This is a genomic window from Streptomyces sp. QH1-20 (genome assembly GCF_041283565.1).
Taxonomy (GTDB): domain Bacteria; phylum Actinomycetota; class Actinomycetes; order Streptomycetales; family Streptomycetaceae; genus Streptomyces; species Streptomyces syringius.
This window is the reverse complement of sequence record NZ_CP166299.1, coordinates 1,451,395-1,469,039: the sequence shown is the minus strand read 5'-3', so window position 1 is coordinate 1,469,039 and position 17,645 is coordinate 1,451,395. Positions and strand designations below refer to the sequence as shown.

General features: G+C 74.6%; 16 protein-coding genes. 8 read left to right on the top strand and 8 right to left on the bottom strand.

Annotated elements, in window-relative coordinates:
• Nucleotides 1–22: 22 nt before the first annotated feature.
• Nucleotides 23–454, bottom strand: coding sequence for an SPW repeat protein (locus AB8O64_RS06540; protein WP_370418310.1), 432 nt, complete (start codon nt 452–454; stop codon nt 23–25).
• Between the two features lie 163 nt (nt 455–617).
• Here AB8O64_RS06540 and AB8O64_RS06535 point away from each other — a divergent pair, with 163 nt between their 5' ends.
• Both AB8O64_RS06535 and AB8O64_RS06530 read left to right on the top strand, forming a co-directional pair.
• Entirely contained in the window at nt 618–776 is a 159-nt protein-coding gene (locus tag AB8O64_RS06535; protein ID WP_370418308.1) for a hypothetical protein, read from the top strand.
• A gap of 121 nt (nt 777–897) precedes the next feature.
• Nucleotides 898–2,052 (top strand): glycosyltransferase family 4 protein, encoded by a 1,155-nt coding sequence (locus AB8O64_RS06530; protein ID WP_370418307.1) that lies wholly within the window; start codon nt 898–900, stop codon nt 2,050–2,052.
• Nucleotides 2,053–2,059: 7 nt separating this feature from the next.
• Here AB8O64_RS06530 and AB8O64_RS06525 read toward each other — a convergent pair whose 3' ends face one another.
• From AB8O64_RS06525 to AB8O64_RS06510, 4 genes are read right to left on the bottom strand one after another with little or no spacing between them, the layout of a single operon-like run.
• Nucleotides 2,060–2,923 (bottom strand): biotin-dependent carboxyltransferase family protein, encoded by an 864-nt coding sequence (locus AB8O64_RS06525; RefSeq protein WP_370418305.1) that lies wholly within the window; start codon nt 2,921–2,923, stop codon nt 2,060–2,062.
• Nucleotides 2,920–3,567, bottom strand: a complete 648-nt coding sequence (pxpB, locus tag AB8O64_RS06520) for a 5-oxoprolinase subunit PxpB (protein WP_370418303.1) — start codon at nt 3,565–3,567, stop codon at nt 2,920–2,922. Before pxpB ends, AB8O64_RS06525 begins: the two co-directional genes overlap by 4 nt.
• On the bottom strand, nt 3,564–4,358 hold the full coding sequence (locus AB8O64_RS06515; protein WP_370418301.1) for a LamB/YcsF family protein: 795 nt from the start codon (nt 4,356–4,358) through the stop codon (nt 3,564–3,566). The genes pxpB and AB8O64_RS06515 overlap by 4 nt, the downstream gene beginning before the upstream one ends.
• Nucleotides 4,355–4,999: a GntR family transcriptional regulator gene (locus AB8O64_RS06510; protein ID WP_370418300.1), complete on the bottom strand. Its 645-nt coding sequence runs from the start codon at nt 4,997–4,999 to the stop codon at nt 4,355–4,357. Before AB8O64_RS06510 ends, AB8O64_RS06515 begins: the two co-directional genes overlap by 4 nt.
• A 176-nt stretch (nt 5,000–5,175) precedes the next feature.
• Between AB8O64_RS06510 and AB8O64_RS06505 the strand changes: the two genes are divergently transcribed.
• The 6 genes from AB8O64_RS06505 (at nt 5,176) to AB8O64_RS06480 (ending at nt 14,977) form a co-directional block, all read left to right on the top strand.
• Complete coding sequence (locus AB8O64_RS06505; RefSeq protein ID WP_370418299.1) at nt 5,176–5,886, top strand: DUF969 domain-containing protein; 711 nt, start codon at nt 5,176–5,178, stop codon at nt 5,884–5,886.
• Nucleotides 5,883–6,851 (top strand): DUF979 domain-containing protein, encoded by a 969-nt coding sequence (locus tag AB8O64_RS06500; RefSeq protein WP_370418298.1) that lies wholly within the window; start codon nt 5,883–5,885, stop codon nt 6,849–6,851. Before AB8O64_RS06505 ends, AB8O64_RS06500 begins: the two co-directional genes overlap by 4 nt.
• A 70-nt stretch (nt 6,852–6,921) precedes the next feature.
• Nucleotides 6,922–7,566 carry a pyroglutamyl-peptidase I gene (gene pcp, locus AB8O64_RS06495; protein WP_370418297.1) on the top strand — a complete coding sequence of 215 codons (645 nt, stop codon included), beginning with the start codon at nt 6,922–6,924 and terminating at the stop codon, nt 7,564–7,566.
• A 78-nt stretch (nt 7,567–7,644) separates the two neighbouring features.
• Entirely contained in the window at nt 7,645–9,168 is a 1,524-nt protein-coding gene (locus AB8O64_RS06490) for a hypothetical protein (protein ID WP_370418296.1), read from the top strand.
• Nucleotides 9,169–9,348: 180 nt separating this feature from the next.
• Nucleotides 9,349–10,269, top strand: a complete 921-nt coding sequence (locus AB8O64_RS06485) for a hypothetical protein (protein ID WP_370418295.1) — start codon at nt 9,349–9,351, stop codon at nt 10,267–10,269.
• A gap of 31 nt (nt 10,270–10,300) precedes the next feature.
• Entirely contained in the window at nt 10,301–14,977 is a 4,677-nt protein-coding gene (locus tag AB8O64_RS06480; protein WP_370418293.1) for a hypothetical protein, read from the top strand.
• Between the two features lie 209 nt (nt 14,978–15,186).
• On the opposite strand, the gene AB8O64_RS06475 is transcribed toward AB8O64_RS06480, so the two are convergent.
• The 3 genes from AB8O64_RS06475 to AB8O64_RS06465 form a co-directional block, all read right to left on the bottom strand.
• A complete protein-coding gene (locus tag AB8O64_RS06475) occupies nt 15,187–15,840 on the bottom strand; it encodes a hypothetical protein (protein WP_370418292.1) in 654 nt (217 codons plus the stop codon).
• Between the two features lie 33 nt (nt 15,841–15,873).
• Nucleotides 15,874–17,007: an L-histidine N(alpha)-methyltransferase gene (locus tag AB8O64_RS06470; RefSeq protein WP_370418291.1), complete on the bottom strand. Its 1,134-nt coding sequence runs from the start codon at nt 17,005–17,007 to the stop codon at nt 15,874–15,876.
• 98 nt (nt 17,008–17,105) lie between these two features.
• Nucleotides 17,106–17,456 carry a hypothetical protein gene (locus tag AB8O64_RS06465; RefSeq protein WP_362217203.1) on the bottom strand — a complete coding sequence of 117 codons (351 nt, stop codon included), beginning with the start codon at nt 17,454–17,456 and terminating at the stop codon, nt 17,106–17,108.
• Nucleotides 17,457–17,645 lie beyond the last annotated feature (189 nt).

Below are 17,645 nucleotides of genomic sequence, written 5' to 3'. Positions count from 1 at the left end.
TGGGTTGTCCGGTATGCGGTGGTCAGCGCCTGGATCTGCTCATTCCCAGCCCCGCGAGGGCGAGGGAGCACAGGAGGGCCACACCGCCGACGATGATGTTGCTGACGATGGCCCGGGTGGTGGCGACGTCGCCCGCCACGACCCAGGGCGCGACGATCGTCCACGCGGCTATGCACAGCGCCGCCCAGCTCATCGCGTGCGTACGCTCATACGCCGACCCGAAGCCGCCGAGCAGAGAAGCGAAGGCCGCACCGGCGATCAGGTTGGTGATGGCCAGGGTCGTTGAGCCGTTGAATCCGACAATCCATGGTGAGGCGGCCAGATAGACGCCACACATAAAGGCGAGGGCTTCGACGCCCTGTGCGGTGGGTGTCGCGGTGGTTTCCTCCGAGTGCGCGCGGAGCGCGAGGAGGTCCGGGTGCTGGTCGATACGGGGCGACGTAGGAGCGCTCACGTCGGCCACCTTCTTTCCCTACTTGAGTGCCACCTGGCTGTATTTTAACCTCAATTGCCCCAATTTCCACCCTGATGGCGTAGGCAACCCCACACCCTGACGCCTGTTTGGGAGCGGTGGAACGGGGGAGCCGCAAAGAAGGGGCGTCGAAGGGGGAAACGGCATGGAACGTCGCGAGGGACAGCAGGAGCAGACAGCGAGCCGGGCGGGGGACCGGACGCCGGGACCGTTACCCGGCCGGACGGAGCTGACGGACCCCCCGGGCAGCACCGTCCGCGACGAGGACGACAGCGAGCCGCACATCGTCCGCGGCATGGACTGAACCGGGCCCGCACCCGGTCCGGAGCCGCCCGGAGCGTCGCGCGGCCAACGCTCACGGGACGTTCCCCGGGCGGAAAGATCCACGTGGCCCGCGCGGCGCGCGGGGGGCCGACAACACCCCTATGCGCATCGTCATCGTCACCGAGTCCTTCCCGCCCGACGTCAACGGCGTCGCCCACTGCGCCGAGCAGACCGCCCGGCACCTGGCCCGGCGCGGCCACGAACCGCTCGTCGTCACCCCGTCGGGCCCCTACGATCCGGGTGGCGGCGAGGACGACGGCGGGCGGTACCCCGTCGTGCGGGTCCCCTCGGTGCCGCTGCCCGGCTATCCGCAGATCCGCGTCGCGCTGCCGAGCCGACGGCTGCCCGGCGTGCTGGCCGCCCACCGGCCCGACCTCGTCCATCTCGCGAGCCCTTTCGTGCTCGGCGCGCGCGGCATGAGCGCCGCCGCGCGCCTCGGCGTGCCCGCCGTCGCCGTCTACCAGACCGACCTCGGCGGCTACGCCCGCACCTACCTGGGCACCGGTAGCAATCTCGCCTGGCGGCGGATACGGGCGGTGCACGCCGCCGCCGACCGCACCCTCGCGCCCTCCTCCTCCGCCGCCCGCGACCTCGTCGCACACGGCGTCCCGCGGGTGCGGCTGTGGCCGCGCGGCGTCGACTCCACCCGCTTCCACCCCGCGCTGCGCGATCCCGAGCTGCGCCGCGCGCTCGCCCCCGGCGGTGAGCTGATCGTCGGCTACGTGGGCCGGCTCGCCCCGGAGAAACGCGTCGAGCTGCTCGCACCCGTCTGCGCGCTGCCGGGCGTCCGCCTCGTCGTCGTCGGTGACGGCCCCAGCGCCGCCGGGCTGCGCACCGCCCTGCCCGGGGCCCGCTTCCTCGGCAGCCGCACCGGCGAGGGCCTCGCCCGGATCTTCGCCTCACTGGACGTCTTCGTCCACACCGGCCCGCAGGAGACCTTCTGCCAGACCGTGCAGGAGGCGCAGGCCAGCGGCGTCCCGGTGATCGCCCCGGCGGTCGGCGGCCCCCTCGACCTCATCGACCACGGCCGCACCGGTCTGCTGGTGCGGCCCTGTGACGCCGAGGCGGTCCGCGACGCCGTCCTCGCCCTGGAGCCCTGCCGCGCCCGGCGCGCCGCGTACGGGCGAGCCGGCCGCGAATCCGTCCTCGGCCGCACCTGGACGGTGATCGGCGACCGGCTCCTGGACCACTACGACGACGTGCTGGCCCGCCGGTGCGCCCGGAGCCGGCCGGCCGTGGAGGGCAGCGCGGCCTGAGGGCGCCTTACGCCCGTACGAGCACGAACCGCACCGGCGTGCCCGGCACCGCCTGGGCCGCGGCGGCCAGCGACGGCTCGGGGACCACCCCGACGACGGGATAGCCACCGGTCGTCGGGTGATCCGCGAGGAAGACCACCGGGCGGCCGTCGGGCGGGACCTGGACGGCGCCGAGAACCATGCCCTCGCTGGGGAGTTCGCCCTCCCGCACCCGCTCCAGGCGCGGACCCTCGGTGCGCAGCCCGATGCGGTTGCTCGCCGGCGACACCCGGAAGGCACCGCCCGCCAGCGCGCGCCCTACCTCGGGGACGAACCAGTCGTCCCGCGGGCCGAGGACGACCGGCAGCACCAGCCCGGCCGTGGGCGGACCGGCCCCGGGCACGGTGTCGGCCGCCAGGGGCGGCCCGCAAGGGGCGCCCAGCGGCAGGGACATGCCGTCGGTCAGCGGTTCGGGCCCGAGGCCGGAGAGCAGATCGCGGGAGCGGCTGCCGAGCACCCGCGGCACGGCCACACCGCCGCCGAAAGCCACATAGCAGCGCAGCCCCGCGCGGGCGCTGCCCACCTCGAGCACGGCACCCGCCGCCAGCCGCACCGGCGCGCCCCACGCCACCGGGCGGCCGTCGACCCGCACCGGACAGGGCGCCCCCGTCACGGCGGCCGTCACGGCCGTATCCGTGCGCACGGCACACCCGTTGACCGTGGTCTCCAGGGTGGCGAAGGCCGCGGGGTTGCCCACCAGGCGGTTGGCGAGCCGGTGCGCGGGCTGGTCGAGGGCACCGGAGCGGGGCACCCCGAGATGCGCGTGGCCGGGCCGGCCGAGGTCCTGCACGGTCGTCAGCGCCCCGGCCCGCACCACCGTCAGGGCGCTCACGCGAGTGCCTCGAAGCGCACGCGGGTGCCCGGGGCGAGAAGCGCGGCCGGCTCCCGCGCGGGGTCCCACAGGGCCGCGTCGGTACGGCCGATGAGCTGCCAGCCGCCGGGGGAGGAGCGCGGATAGACACCGGTGTAGGGCCCGGCCAGACCCACCGACCCGGCGGGCACGGCCGTGCGCGGGGTGGACCGGCGGGGCACCCGCAAGTGCTCGGGCAGACCGGTGAGATAGCCGAAGCCGGGTGCGAAACCGCAGAAGGCGACGCGGAATTCGAGGGTGGAGTGGATGCGCGGCACCTCCTCCTCCGGTACCTGCCACAGGGCCGCGACCTCGGCGAGGTCGGCCCCGTCGTAGCGGACCGGCAGGACGACGGCCGTGCTGTCGGCGGCGGTCAGCGGGGGTATGGACCAGCTCGCGAGGTCCGCGGCGAGGTTGTGCGGGTCGTCGAGGCCGTCCAGCAGGACCGTCCGGGCGGCGGGCACGATCTCGGCCACGGGCGGCAGCGCCCCGGTGGCGCGGCGGCGCAGCAGTTCGGCGTGCAGGGCCTGCGCCTGCTCGGCGGTGGCGACCTCGACGAGCAGGGCGCGGCGTCCGACGGGAAGGGCGCGAAGGCCGGTGGGCCGCTCCGGGGGCGGCGCGCTCACGCGAACGCCTCGATCCGGACGCCGGCGGCCTCCAGCCCGTCCCGCACCCGGCGGGCGAGCTGCGCGGCCCCGGGGGTGTCGCCGTGCAGGCACAGCGAGCGGGCGTCGACGGCGATCTCCTCGCCGGTGAGGGCGAGGACGGCGGACGCGCGGGCGATGCGGACGGACCGGGTGACGACGGCGTCCGGGTCGGTGATCACGGAGCCGGGCTCCCGGCGGGAGACGAGCGTGCCCGCGGCGGTGTACGCGCGGTCCGCGAACGCCTCCGGGACCACCGGCAGTCCGGCCCGCGCGGCGGCCTCGTGCAGCAGCGAGCCGGGCAGTCCGAGAACGGGCAGCGGCCCGCCCGCACCCGATATGCCCGCCACCACGGCGGCGGCCTGGGCGGCGTCGGTGACCGTGCGGTTGTAGAGCGCGCCGTGCGGCTTCACATACGCGACGTCCGCCCCGGCCGCCTGCGCGAAGACGCGCAACGCGCCGATCTGGTAGGTGATCTCGTCGGCGAGCTCGTCCGGCGGCACGTCCATGGCGCGGCGGCCGAAGCCGGCCAGGTCGCGGTAGGAGACCTGGGCGCCGATGCGCACCCCGAGTTCGACGGCGCGCTCGCACACCCGGCGCATCGTGGAGGGGTCCCCGGCGTGGAAGCCGCAGGCGATGTTCGCGCTGGTGACGACCGACAGCAGCGCGTCGTCGTCGGTGAGCCGCCAGCGTCCGAAGCCCTCGCCCAGGTCGGCGTTGAGGTCGAGCGTCGGCCGGGGCGTCGTGCCCGGCCCGTCGGCAGGTCCGGTCATCGGCTGGTCTCCCGCATCACGTCGAGTATGAGCGTCCGGGCGTCGTCCAGGTAGGAGGTCAGCTCGGCTTCGGCACGGTCGTACGCACCGGCGTCGAGGAGGGCGGCGAGGGTGCGGTTGCGCGCCAGGAACGGCTCGTGGAAGCGGCGCGGCGAGGGCATCGCGTGGAAGGCCAGGCGCAGTTCGGCCAGCAGCCGGTCCATGGCGGTGTCGATGCGGGCGCTGCCGGCCAGCGCCGCGAGCGCCCGGTGGAAGCGCAGGTCCGCCGAGCCGACCTCCCGCCAGTCGTGACCGGCCGCGGCGCGCTCGCCCTCGGCCACCGCCCGGCCGACGGCGTCGCGCAGCGGCCGGGCCGCGTCGGCGGCGGCCCGTACCCCCGCGGTCTCCAGGGCGGCGCGCACCCGGTAGATGTCCGTGACGTCGGCGGGCTCCAGGACCCGGACGAACACGCCCCGGTTCAGCACATGGACGACCAGGCTCTCGTGGATGAGCAGCCGGAAGGCCTCGCGCAGCGTATTGCGCGACACCCCGAGGTCCCGGCCGAGGGCCTCCTCGGACAGCTGGGTGCCGGGCGGTAGTCCGCCGCCCTCGATACGGGTGCGCAGCGCGTCGGCCACGCGCTGCGCGGTGGATCGGGCCATGCGTCCTCCACGGTGCGGCAGTCAAGCGGTCAAGGGCGATGCGGAGGCGCGTCCACCGGCCGCGGCCAAGTGATCCGCCAGTCAAGCCCCTTGAGGATTGTTGAACAATATCTTAGCCTCCTCGCCAGTCACCTCACCCGATCGAGTGAGGTCCGGGAACGCGGAAGGCAAGGCCCATGCTCGTTCTCCTGGGCGTCCTCGTGGTCGTGATCGGCTTCGCCACGAGGCGCAACCCCCTGCTGGTCGTCGGTGTCGCGGGCATCGCCACCGGTCTGCTCGGCGGGCTCTCGCCGCAGAAGGTGCTGGCCGCCTTCGGCACCGGCTTCGCCTCCAGCCGGGCGGTGACGATCTTCGTGATCACCCTCCCCGTCATCGGTCTCCTGGAGCGCCACGGCCTCCAGGAACAGGCCCGTCGGCTGATCACCCGCTTCGCCGGGCTCACCACCGGCCGCTTCCTGGCCCTCTACCTCCTGCTCCGTCAGATCACCGCCGCGCTCGGGCTCATCAGCGTCTTCGGACACGCCCAGACCGTGCGCCCGCTCGCCGCGCCCATGGCCGAGGGCGCGGCCGAGCGGCGCCACGGCCCGCTGCCCGACAAGGCCCGGGAGAAGGTGCGCTCCTTCGCCGCCAGCGCCGACAACGTCGGGCTCTTCTTCGGCGAGGACGTCTTCCTGGCCGTCGGCTCGATCCTGCTCATCACCGGATTCGTCAACACCACCTACCACACCCACCTCGAACCGCTGCAGCTCGCACTGTGGGCCATACCCACCGCCCTGTGCGCCCTCGCCATCCACGGCTGGCGGCTGCTGCGCCTGGACCGGGCGCTGGCCGCCGGGGCCACCGGCACCGGCGCGCACGAGGCCCTGGACGGGAAGGCCGCCAAGTGATCAAGGCAGAGTGGTTCTACTGGCTCGTCGGGGGCATCTTCCTGGTGATGGCCGCCCAGATGCTCACCGACCGCAGCAATCCCAAGCGGCTGGGCACCGCCGCCTTCTGGGGCCTGCTCGGCCTCGGCTTCGTCTACAGCACCTGGGTCGTCGACAAGTCGGCCCCGCCCGAGCCGCTCGGGGTGGCCGTCCTCGTCATGGTCTGCCTCGCCGGCTTCGGCTTCACCGGGCGCGGCGAGGCCCGGACGACGACGCCCGAGCAGCGGACGGCGAGCGCGCGGCGGTTCGGCGGCAAGCTGTTCGTGCCCGCCCTCACCATCCCCGCCGTCGCCCTGATCTGCGCGGTCGGCGTCAAGAAGCTGTCCCTGGGCGGCGAGCCCGTGCTGCAGAAGGGCAGCGAGACCATCCTCGGGCTCGGGATCGGCTCCCTGGTCGCCCTCGCCGTCGGCATGGTGATGCTGCGCGAGCGGCGGATCACCGTGCCCGTGCACGCCGGGCGCTCGCTGCTGGAATCGATGGGCTGGGCGATGCTGCTGCCGCAGCTGCTGGCCACGCTCGGCACGATCTTCTCCGTCGCGGGCGTCGGCGACCAGGTCCGCCGGATCACCACCGCGGTCCTGCCGGACGGCTCCGTCATCGTCGCCGTCGTCGTCTACTGCGTCGGGATGTTCCTCTTCACCGTGATCATGGGCAACGGCTTCGCCGCGTTCCCCGTGATGACCGCGGCCGTCGGCTGGCCGGTCCTGGTGGAGCAGGCGCACGGCAACGCCTCCGCGGTCCTCGCCATCGGAATGCTCGCGGGCTTCTGCGGCACCTTGGTGACGCCCATGGCCGCGAACTACAACATCGTCCCCGCCGCCCTGCTGGAGCTCAAGGACCAGTACGGGCCCATCAAGGCGCAACTGCCCACCGCGGTGGCCCTGCTCGGCTGCAATATCGTCATCATGGCCGCTTTTGCCTTTTGACGCGTTACGACATCATCTGACGTCATATGGTGCCTTCCGGCGCCACCTGTCCTCTAGGGAGCATCCCGCGATGACCCGGGTACTGCTGACCGGATTCGAACCCTTCGGCGGCGAGAGCATCAACCCCTCCTGGCAGGCCGTGCGCGCCGTCGCCGTCGACCCGCCCCAGGGGATCGACGTGCACGCCGCCCAACTGCCCTGCGTCTTCGGCGACGCCATCGACGCCCTGTACGACGCCGTCCGGGAGACCGGGCCCGACCTCGTCGTCTGCGTCGGCCAGGCCGGCGGCCGCCCCCAGCTGACCGTCGAGCGCCTCGCCGTCAACATCGACGACGCCGTCATCCCCGACAATCTGGGCGCCCGGCCCGTCGACGAACCCGTCGTCCCCGGCGGCCCGGCCGCCTATTTCGCCACCCTCCCCGTCAAGGCCTGCGTCGCCGCCGTCCGTGACGCGGGCCTGCCCGCCGCCGTTTCGCAGACCGCGGGCACCTTCGTCTGCAACCACGTCTTCTACGCGCTGATGCACCTCGCCGCGACCGAACGCCCCGGCCTGCGGGGCGGGTTCGTCCACGTTCCGTACGCGCCGGAACAGGTCACCGACCGGGCCCTGCCGTCACTCCCCGTGGCCGCCGTCGCCGAGGGGCTGCGTATGATCGTGATCACCGCCGCGCACCGCACCGAGGACGTACGCGCTGTGGGCGGCGCCACACACTGAGGCCACCGGCTCCGGCACCGGGCACGTCCGCCCGTGCCGTTTCGTCCGTTGTCGGGGTGAGCGCCTACTCTGTGCGACGTGACTTCTCCAGCCCCGGCGGCCGTTCCGCCCCAGCTCAACGGGCCCGCACGCCCAGCCCCGGGCCCGGCCGCCGACGAGGGCCTGGCCCGTCGGCTGCGGGCGCTCGCCTGCACCGCGCCGCTGCACGACCTGGACGTGCGCAAAGCCAATCTCGCGGGCGAGTACGGCGGCTACGCGATGGCGGAGGTGGCCCTGGCCGCCATCGACCTGGTCACGCTCAACATGGACTTCGACACCGGCGCCGACCACGAGCAGATAGTGGCCAGGCTGCTGCCGCGCGTCGCCGCCCAGGAACCGCACCGGCCCGCCGCCGAGCACGAGCGCGTCGCCCGCTGGGTCCTGGAGAACCTCATCAACGTCGGCAGTGTCGACCGCGGCTTCCGGGCCGTCTACGGCACCTTCGGCACCGACGGCGCCTACGTCCGCCGCGACTACGACTTCAAGCTGATCGAGGAAGTCCCCGGCCACGGCGGCACCGTCTTCCTGCGCACCACCGACGAGGCCGTCAACGTCCTCGTCGGCGCCCTCGACACCGACGTCACCAGCGCGCAGATCGCCGCCGAGGTGAAGCTGGAGGTCCTCATCAGCCGGGGCCGGCTCGCCGACGCCCAGCTCGCCGCGGAGCAGGCCCGCTACCGCACCGTTCAGTACGCGGAGACACTCCGCAAGACCCTCGACGCCACCCGCCGCAACGTCCGGGCGGTGGACTGGCTGCGCACCGTCCCCGACATGATCGCCGAAGCGCTCGACCACGTCGCCGACCGCTACCGCCACGAGAACGCGATCCTCACCAACATCCGCAAGGCCCGCGACGAGGCCGAGGAGCCCGAGAACAAGCGGCGCGCCGCCGAGCTGGTCGACATCGTCAAGGACTGCATCCGCCGCCACACCCAGCTGCAGTCGAGGCTGCTGGAAGCCGGCCCCCTCTTCCGCGCCGAACAGGACCGGCAGGCCTTCGCGCCCCCGGCCGCCCGCGCCGGCCTCGACCTGTTCGGGCAGCTCCTCGCCCCCGTCCTGCCGCTCCCGCTCGAGCAGGCCGGCCGGGTCACCGACGCCTTCTTCGCCCATGGCACCGGCCTGCGCACCCCGGTGTCCGTCCGCGTCGGCGACCTGGTGGAGATGCTGCTGACGCCGCCCGCCGAGCGCGAGCACCTCGGCGCGGAGATGCCCGAGCCGGACCTCATCGCGACCCCGGACGACAGCCGCTTCAGCGAGGAGCAGCTGGCGAGCGCGATGGAGCTGCTCGACCTGCCGGCCGACGCGCCCCGCCGTCTCTCCGGCCTGCTGGCCGACGCCCGCCGCCGCGACCCGGAACTGCCCTACCTCGTCGCCCTGCTGGCCGTCCACGCCGCGAGCCCCTCGGTCGGCACGGCCTACCGCCAGGGCGAGCAGACCCTGCTGTTCGCCGTCGACGACGGAACCCAGCTCGACGACATCGAGTTCGGCGGCGCCGACCTCATCGTCGGCAAGGCCCTGCTGGACGCGGCCGGCATGGCGGCGGACCGCGCGGAGGCGTCGTGACCGCCGTGCGGCGGGCTCCGGGAAAGGGCCGCCCCACGGGGTCCGGGGCGAAGCCCCGGGTTCGGGAAGGGGCGGGACCGGGGCTCTCCTCCCCGCCGCCACGGCGAGCCACCACCGCGGCGCGGTCCGGCGGCGCCCGACCCACCGCAACCCATGCCATCCCCAGCAGGAGCACCAACCGTGACTGAGTACGACGCCGAAGACCCGACGCAGCCCGACGTGGCGGACGCGGAACCGGCACGCGGCAGCGGCAACGTCACCCCCGCCGACGCCGCCGACGCCGCCCGGCTCATCGCCTTCGGGCTGCAGCCCAAGCTGCTGCCCGCCCGCGACGCCGAGTACGCCGAGCTGCTGCGCCGCCACCGTGACGAGCCCGCCTTCGCACGGCTCGCGGACGCCGTCGCCGCCGGGCTCGGGCTCATCGTGCTGGAGGTGTCCACCCGGGCGGGCATGGCCGTCACCGCCGCCGAGGACTCCGTCTTCGCCGTCCGGATGGGTGACTACGCCCGCCGGGCCACCGCCGACTCCGCCGACCGGTTCCTGCACGGCCTGGCCCACCTCGCGGTCGCCGCCATGGCCTTCCCGCGCCCCGAGGACCTCGCCGACGACGGTTACATCGGCCGCGTCACCGTCAACGGCATCGACGCGTTCGTCCGCCAGGCCTGCCGCCGGCTGGAGGAGAAGGCCGCCGAGCAGGGCGAGAACACCGACCCCACCACCGACGCCCCCGGCCTCGAAGCCGCCTGGCGGGTGTACTCCCGGCGCAGCGCGACCGGCGCCACCAAGGACGCCCGCCGCCTCGCGGGCTCCACCACCGGCATCATCGCCAAGGCCGTCGCCTTCCTCGTCGACTCCGGCTTCCTCCAGCGCACCGGCGACGACGCCGGCGGCGCGTACCGCACCACGCCCCGCTACCAGCTCCAGGTCCGCGACATGGCGGGCAGCGCCGCCATGGCCGAGCTGCTGGAGCTGGGTGTCGTCCCCGTCGGCGACGGCAGCGCCACCCTGCTGCCGCCGGACGACGCCGACGCCCTCGACCTCGTCGCGGACGCCGGACTGCCGTTCTTCGAGAACGACTTCGACAACAGCAACGCCTCCTGACCACCGCCCGACACGACAACGAGAGTCCGCCATGTACGAGCTGTCCCGGGTCCGCCTCTACTCCATCGGGCCCGCCGGTGCGCGGTACGCCGACACCGTGCTGGACCTGCGGAGCGTCGGCGCGCCCGTGCCCCACCCCGCGCCCGCGCAGGCGGAGTTCTTCGAGGACGAGCCCGTCGGCCCGCCGCGCCGCCCCGCGCCCGCGGGCGTGCTCTTCCTGGAGAACGGCGGCGGCAAGTCCGTCCTCCTCAAGCTGATCTTCTCGGTGATGCTGCCGGGCCACCGCAACACCCTCGGCGGCGCCAGCTCCGGTGTGCTCCGCAAGTTCCTCCTCGCCGACGACTGCGGTCACGTCGCCCTGGAGTGGAGCCACGTCCTCACCGGCGAGTCCGTAGTCGTCGGCAAGGTCAGCGAGTGGCGGGGCCGCCAGGTCTCGGGCGACCCCCGCAAGTTCGCCGAGGCCTGGTACTCCTTCCGGCCCGGCCCCGGACTGAGCCTCGACTCGCTGCCCGTCGCCGAGTCCACCGCCATGCGCGGCGGCGCCGACGGCAGCTCCGGCGCCCGCGGGCGGCGCCGCACCATGAAGGGGTTCCGCGACGCCCTCACCGAGGCCGGCAAGGCCTACCCGCACCTCGACGTGGTGTGGGAGGAGATCCACGAGCGCTGGAACGAGCACCTCGGCGAGCTGGGCCTGGACCCCGAACTCTTCCGCTACCAGCGCGAGATGAACGCCGACGAGGGCGAGGCCGCCGGCCTCTTCGCCGTCAAGAACGACTCGGACTTCACCGACCTGCTGCTGCGCGCCGTCACCGACACCCGGGACACCGACGGCCTCGCCGACCTCGTGCACGGCTTCGCCCACAAGCTGGGCCGCCGCGCCGAGCTGACCGCCGAGCGGGACTTCACGGCCGGCTCGCTGGACCTGCTGACCCGCATCGCCGACGCCGCCGCCGTGCGCGAGCAGGCGCGCGGCGTGCACGCCGGGGCCGAGCGCCGCACCCGCGTCCTCGCCCGCCGGCTCTCCGCGCGCGGCGCCGAGGAGCGCGGCCGCACCGCCGAGCTGGCCGAGCAGGTCGCCGCCGCCGCGCACGGCGTCACCGACGCCGAGACCGAGCGCGGCCGCCGCTCCCTGGTCGCCGCCGAGATCGCCTACCGGCACGCCTCGCTGGCGCTCGCCGCCGCCGAGAAGGCCGCCGCCGCCCAGCGCCGCGAACTCCTCGACGCCCGTACCCTGCACGCCGCCTGGCAGGCCGCCGAGACCGTCCTGCGCCACCGGGCCGCCGCCGACCGCTCCGCGCGCGTCGCCGCCGCCATCCAGGAGGCCGAACGGGACGCGGCGCCCGCGCTGGCCGCCCGCGCCCAGGCGGCCACCGAGCTCGTCCGGGCCCTCAACACCGCCGCCGAGGAAGGCGAGCGCGTCGCCAACGAGGAGGAGGAGCGCTCGGCCGTCCTCCAGGAGACGGCCGAAGCCGCCCACCGCGACGCCACCTCCGCCGCCACCGAGGCCCAGCGCGCCCGCAGCGAGTCCGGCCACCTGCGCCAGCGACTCGTCGAGGTCGAGCAGGAGACCGCCGAGGCGGTCCGCGCCGGCTGGCTCGACGACAGCGCCCCCGACGCCGACCCGGCCAGGGCCGCGCTCGCCGCCAGCGACGCCGAGAAGCCCGCGGCCGCCGCCTACGAGAGCGCCCGCGAAGCCGCCCGCCAGGCGGCCGAGCGCGCCAAGGAGGCCGCCGCCGCCCAGGCCCGCACCGAGCTGTCCGCCGCCCGCGCCGCCGACGCCGCCACGGCGGCCGAGTCCGCCTACGACGCCGAGCGCCGCGCCGCCGAGTCCCTCGGCGCCGACCAGCGCATCATCGAACTCCTGGGCCTGCCCCAGCCGACGGCCGCGGGGCAGGTCCCCGGACCGCGCTCGGGCGCCGCCCGCACCCCCGCCGACACCACCGCGGGCACCGCGGTGCCCGCCGCCCGGCGCACGGTCGAAGGGCCCCTGACGGCCGAGGAGCTGGACCGCAACGCCGACGCGCTGCGCGAGATGCTCGACGCGAGCGTCGCCGCCTCCGAGCGGCAGATGTTCGACCTGCGCACCGCCGCCGCCGACGACTCCCGCATCCTCGGCGCGCTCGGTGACGGCGGACTGCTCCCGCCGAGCCCCGACGTCCTCGCCACCGTCGAATACCTCGGCGAGCACGGCATCCCCGCGCTGCCCGGCTGGCGCTACCTCGCCCAGGCCGTCGACCCGGCCGAGCACGCCACCGTCCTCGCGGCGCGGCCCGAGCTCGTCGACGGCGTCGTCATCACCGACCCGGACGCCCACGCCCGGGCCCGTGAGGTGCTCGCCCAGGCCTCGCTGCTGCCCCGCTCCGCCGTGGCCGTCGGCACGACCGCCGCCCTGCTCGCCCCGGCACCCGACCCGGAGACGGGCGACGGCTCCGGTGCCTCCGGCGTCTTTCTCGTCCCCCCGAACCCCGCCATGCACGACGAGCGCGCCGCCGACGACGAGCGGCACGCCCTGCGCGCCCGGGCCGCCGCCCGGGACGAGGAGATCCGCGCCATAGCGGCACGGCTGGCCGGCGACCGCACGCTCGCCGCCCGACTGGCCTCCTGGCGCGCCGGCTGCCCCGTCGGACGCCTCGCCGAGCTGGCCGCCGAGGCCGAGCGGGCCCGCACCGCCGCCGACGACGCCCAGGAAGAGCTGGCCGAGCTCCGCATCGCCCGCGCCGAGGCCGACGAGAGCGCCGCCGAAGCCGCCCGGGTGCGCGACGAACGACAGGAGACCGCCCAGCGCGCCCGCCGCGTCGCCGACGCCCTCGCCGGCCTCGCCTACCGGCTGCGCGAGCGCGCCGCCTGGCAGTCCCGGCTGCGTGAACTCGCCGAGGAGGCCGCCGAGGCCGAGGAGCAGGCGGCGGTCTGCGTGGACCGCGCCCGCGCCGCCGACGAGGACCGCCGCGCCGCCCAGCGCGCCGCCGACGACGCCCGCCGCACGGCCCGCGCGCTGCGGGCCGAGCGGGCCGAGATCGCGGGCGCCCCCGACGAGGTCGCCGCCGGCACCCCGGCCCCCACCGCCTCGCTGCCCGCCCTGCGGGAGGCCCACCGCGCCGCCTCCCAGCTCTACGAGAAGGTGGGCGTCGGCGCCGACCTGCGCGCCGAGCAGGCCCGTGCCGAGAGCGACGAGAGCGCCGCCCGCGCCGAACTCGACCGCCTCACCAACAAGGTCCGCACCCGCGCCGCCCAGCTCCTCGAAGGCACCGACGGTGCCGACGGCCCGTCCCGGCAGGCCGCCGCGGCCCGCGCCGAGGCCCTCGTGCAGATGCTGGAGACCCGCGCCTCCACCGCCAGCGAACAGCTCGGCCGGCTGCGCGGCGAGGCCGAGCGGCTCGCCCCCGCCGACGGCGACGCGCACACCGAGCTGCCCGCCGAGCTGGTGCCCGCCGACGCCGACCGGGCCAAGGAGCTGCTGCGCACCGCCACGGCCGAACTCGCCGCCGGCACCGATGCCCTGGAGCGCGCCCGCACCGTCCACGGCGACCTGCTGCGCGCCCACCGCGCCGCCGAGGACGCCGCCGCCGGCTTCGACGACACCGCAGCACTCCTGCGCGACCTGCTCCGCGACAACACCCCGGAGGACGAGGGCGAGCAGCCCGACGCGTACACCGGGACCCTGGAGGAGGCCCGGCAGGCCGCCGCCGAGGCCCGGCGCTCCCTGCGCGGCTGCGCGGGCGAGCTGTCCGCCGCCGAGTCCGCCGTCCGCGAGGCGAGTGACGTCCTCGTACGGCACGCCAACTCCACCCGCTACGAGCAGGTGCGCACCCCCGCCCGCCAGCAGATCCGCGAGCTGCCCGCCGCCGCCCTGCCGGAGCACGCCCTCGCCTGGGCGGAGGCCTTCGCGCCCCGGCTGCGGGTGCTGACCGACGAGCTGGAGCAGCTGGAGCGCAACCGCGACAGCATCGTCGACCGGCTGCGCGGCCTCGTGGAGTCCTCGCTCACCACGCTGCGCTCCGCGCAGCGCCTCTCCCGGCTCCCCGAGGGCCTGGGGGAGTGGTCGGGCCAGGAGTTCCTGCGCATCCGCTTCGAGGACCCCGACCAGTCGACCCTCACCGAGCGGCTCGGCGAGGTCATCGACGAGGCGACCAGCTCGGCCGTCAAGAAGAACTCCGACCTGCGCCGTGACGGCATGTCCCTGCTGCTGCGGGGCGTCCAGGCGGCACTGCTGCCGCGCGGCGTGGCCGTGGAGATCCTCAAGCCGGACGCGGTGCTGCGCGCCGAGCGGGTGCCGGTCCGGCAGATGGGCGACGTGTTCTCCGGCGGCCAGCTGCTGACCGCGGCCATCGCGCTGTACTGCACCATGGCGGCGCTGCGCAGCAACGACCGGGGCCGCGACAAGCAGCGGCACGCGGGCACGCTGTTCCTCGACAACCCCATCGGCCGCGCCAACGCCACCTATCTGCTGGAGCTCCAGCGGGCGGTCGCCGACGCGCTCGGCGTGCAGCTGCTCTACACCACCGGCCTCTTCGACACCACGGCCCTGGCGGAGTTCCCGCTGGTCATCCGGTTGCGCAACGACGCGGACCTGCGGGCGGGCCTGAAGTACATCAGCGTCGAGGAGCACCTGCGCCCCGGCCTGCCCCAGCAGGACCCGGACGCCGAGCCGGTACACGGGGAGATCACGGCGACCCGCATGTACCGCCGCCCGGTGGAAGAGCCGGCGTAAGGCCTGGCCGGACGGGCTGCCGTGCTGTGTCCTCAAGCGCCGGACGGGCTGCTGTGTTGTGCCCTCAAGCGCCGGACGGGCTGCTGTGTTGTGTCCTCAAGCGCCGGACGGGCTGAAATAAGCCCGTCCGGCGCTTGAGGACGCGCCCGCAGGGCGCCCGCCGCCGCAGGCGGCAAAGACGGCCCGCAGCCGAAGACCGGTCGGCCGGGCTAGCCGCAATCGGACCCGTCAGGGAGCCGACCCAGCCGCACCGCAACACCCGGCTGCCGCCCGTACCGCTCGCGCAGCACCCGCTCCAACTCGTCGCGCAACCGGCACAGCCCGTCGAGCTGTCCGCCCGGCCGGCGCATCGCCTCGTCGATCGCCAGCAGCTCCTCCGCGGGCACCTGGCTGACGTACGTCCGCAGTTCGGCCAGGTCGAGCCGGCGGTTGAAGTCGTGCACCGCGTCACGCCAGCGGTGCAGCAGCGCGATCAGCGCGTCGTGCCCCGGTTCGGAGAACGCCCCCGACACCAGCGTCGCGTCCGTCGCGGACTGCACGAGCCGGGGATAGACCCGCGCCTTCGGGGCCAGCGGGTCCTGCGGCAGAAAGCTCTCCCCGGCCAGCAACTCGCTGTTCTTCACCAGCTCGTCGGTGAGCGCGTACAGCGCCTGGGCGCGCCGCTCCCGCGCGGCCGCCCGCCGCTCCGCGTACACCCCGGTGATGGCGGCGACGAGCGCGAGGCCGGAGGCCACCGGCTCGAAGCGGCTGCCCGCGCCCTCGGCGACGGCCACCCACCACACGCACGTACCGAGCGCGATCAGCAGACAGGAGATCGTGGCCGCGGCGAAGAACTGCCGGCTGAACCGGCTGACGAGTCCCATCGGACGTCCCCCCGGGCGTCTCATCGCGGCCCGTCAGTCGCGGAACGGATTGGGCCCGGGGGCGCGGGGCGCCGGCGGCGGGGCCGCGTCGGCGCACTGGAGCATCAGCAACGCCAGCCCGAACGCGGGCCGGTCGAAGGCGGCGTGCCCGACGTCATGGGTCTCGCCCACCTTCGTCACCCGCGCGTCCACCAGCATCTTCTCCAGCCCGGCCGGGGTGTACTTACGGCTGAGGAGCAGCCGGATGGTGTCCTGGTCGGGGAACGGCACCGTGCTGCGGTCGGGCAGCGTCAGCTCCAGCGGACCGCCCGTGCGATTGCGGTAGACGACCTTGATCTTCAGTGCCCGGTCGTCCTCGACCAGCCCCTCGCAGGTGAGGCTGTTCATATCGATCTGGAGGTCGGTGTACTGCATCAGGGCGCTGGTGACGAACTCCCGGAAGCGCGGGCTGTTCTCGTACTCGTGGGCCGCCGCGCGCGCCGCCGCCTCGTCCTGGCCGGCGGTGCTCGCCACCTCCAACAGGAAGCGGTCCTGCGGACGCAGCAGCTTCTCGGCGAGGAGCGCCAGCAGCTGGGTGTCGTTGTCGAAGTTGGCGAGGGTATTGCCCAGCAGTGAGAACACCACCGGCTCGTCGCCCACCGCGTGCCGGATCAGGGCGCACAGCCGGTCGAGGTTGGCGGGCATGGAGAAGTCCAGCTGCACCGGCAGCACATCGGCGGGCGGCACGTGCAGGTGCTCCAGCGCCTCGCGCTGCGCCAGGCGCAGCATCTCGGCGCTCACGTCGACCGGGATGTAGCAGCCGGAGCGGCCCCGGCTGTCGAGGTATCTCAGCAACGCCTGGTCCTTCTGGCCGGTGCCGGGCCCGAGGCTCACATAGTGCAGCGGACCGTCGGGCAGCGTCTGGGTCATCGCGCGCCAGCGGCGGCTGAACGAGCCGATGCTCTCGCGCATCACCGGGTAGTACAGGTCGTTGCACGCGTGGGCCCACGCCACCGTCGACTCCAGGCCCCAGTAGGAGAAGCCGGAGGTGATGCGCTTGCCCGAGCCGCTCGGGTCCGGCCCGTGCCGCAGCCCCGCGGTCACCTGCGCGAGCTTGCCCGACTGCTCCTCGCCGACCAGGCACACCGTCCAGCACGGGTCCCCGAGAATCGACGGAATCCGACGCACTGCCTGTTCCCGCTCCGACATCCGTGACGCCCCCTCCGGCCGACCGCCGCGCACGGCCGACACACCGTCAACTCCCGAACCTACCCGCCTGTTGACGATCAGGGGAAGCGTGGTCGGCGCGCTCTGCGCATCTCGCGTGCCGAACTGCTGGGCACCGACACCACACCGTGCCGCTGGCGCCACACCTGCCGGGTCACCCACACGTCCAGCACCGCCCACGTCGCCGCCACGACGCTCGCCACCGTGCACAGCAGCGCGGGCAGCGCGAGCCAGGAACCGACGAGGGTGAACAGCGCCGCGACCATGGCCTGCACCAGCGTCACCGAGATGATGAGCACCGCGCGCACCGCGGAGTCACGGACCGGATCGGGCATTCTCGGCCGCTTGGCCGGCTCTTCCACCCACAACGGCCTGCGCGCGTACGGCCGGATGTCGCGATCCTGGTCCATGACGGCTCACCTCCCCCATTGGCTGCCCCGTTCGGGCCGCTTCCAAAAGGATTCCAAAACGATCCAAAAGCATTCCAAAGGTGGGGGCATCGGATGTGACGCCGTCGTCGTCCCGTCCGGCTCGCCCCTTGAAAGAGCGATCGACCAGGCCCGATGGTTCCCGTGGGGAGGGCAATTCCAGCCAGTTCG

Excerpts from the sequence above, each read along its gene's own strand:
- AB8O64_RS06535 (WP_370418308.1), top strand. The coding sequence starts at position 618 with ATGGAACGTCGCGAGGGACAGCAGGAGCAGACAGCGAGCCGGGCGGGG.
- AB8O64_RS06530 (WP_370418307.1), top strand. The coding sequence starts at position 898 with ATGCGCATCGTCATCGTCACCGAGTCCTTCCCGCCCGACGTCAACGGC.
- AB8O64_RS06515 (WP_370418301.1), bottom strand. The coding sequence starts at position 4,358 with ATGACCGGACCTGCCGACGGGCCGGGCACGACGCCCCGGCCGACGCTC.
- AB8O64_RS06510 (WP_370418300.1), bottom strand. The coding sequence starts at position 4,999 with ATGGCCCGATCCACCGCGCAGCGCGTGGCCGACGCGCTGCGCACCCGT.
- AB8O64_RS06505 (WP_370418299.1), top strand. The coding sequence starts at position 5,176 with ATGCTCGTTCTCCTGGGCGTCCTCGTGGTCGTGATCGGCTTCGCCACG.
- pcp (WP_370418297.1), top strand. The coding sequence starts at position 6,922 with ATGACCCGGGTACTGCTGACCGGATTCGAACCCTTCGGCGGCGAGAGC.
- AB8O64_RS06480 (WP_370418293.1), top strand. The coding sequence starts at position 10,301 with ATGTACGAGCTGTCCCGGGTCCGCCTCTACTCCATCGGGCCCGCCGGT.
- AB8O64_RS06475 (WP_370418292.1), bottom strand. The coding sequence starts at position 15,840 with ATGGGACTCGTCAGCCGGTTCAGCCGGCAGTTCTTCGCCGCGGCCACG.
- AB8O64_RS06465 (WP_362217203.1), bottom strand. The coding sequence starts at position 17,456 with ATGGACCAGGATCGCGACATCCGGCCGTACGCGCGCAGGCCGTTGTGG.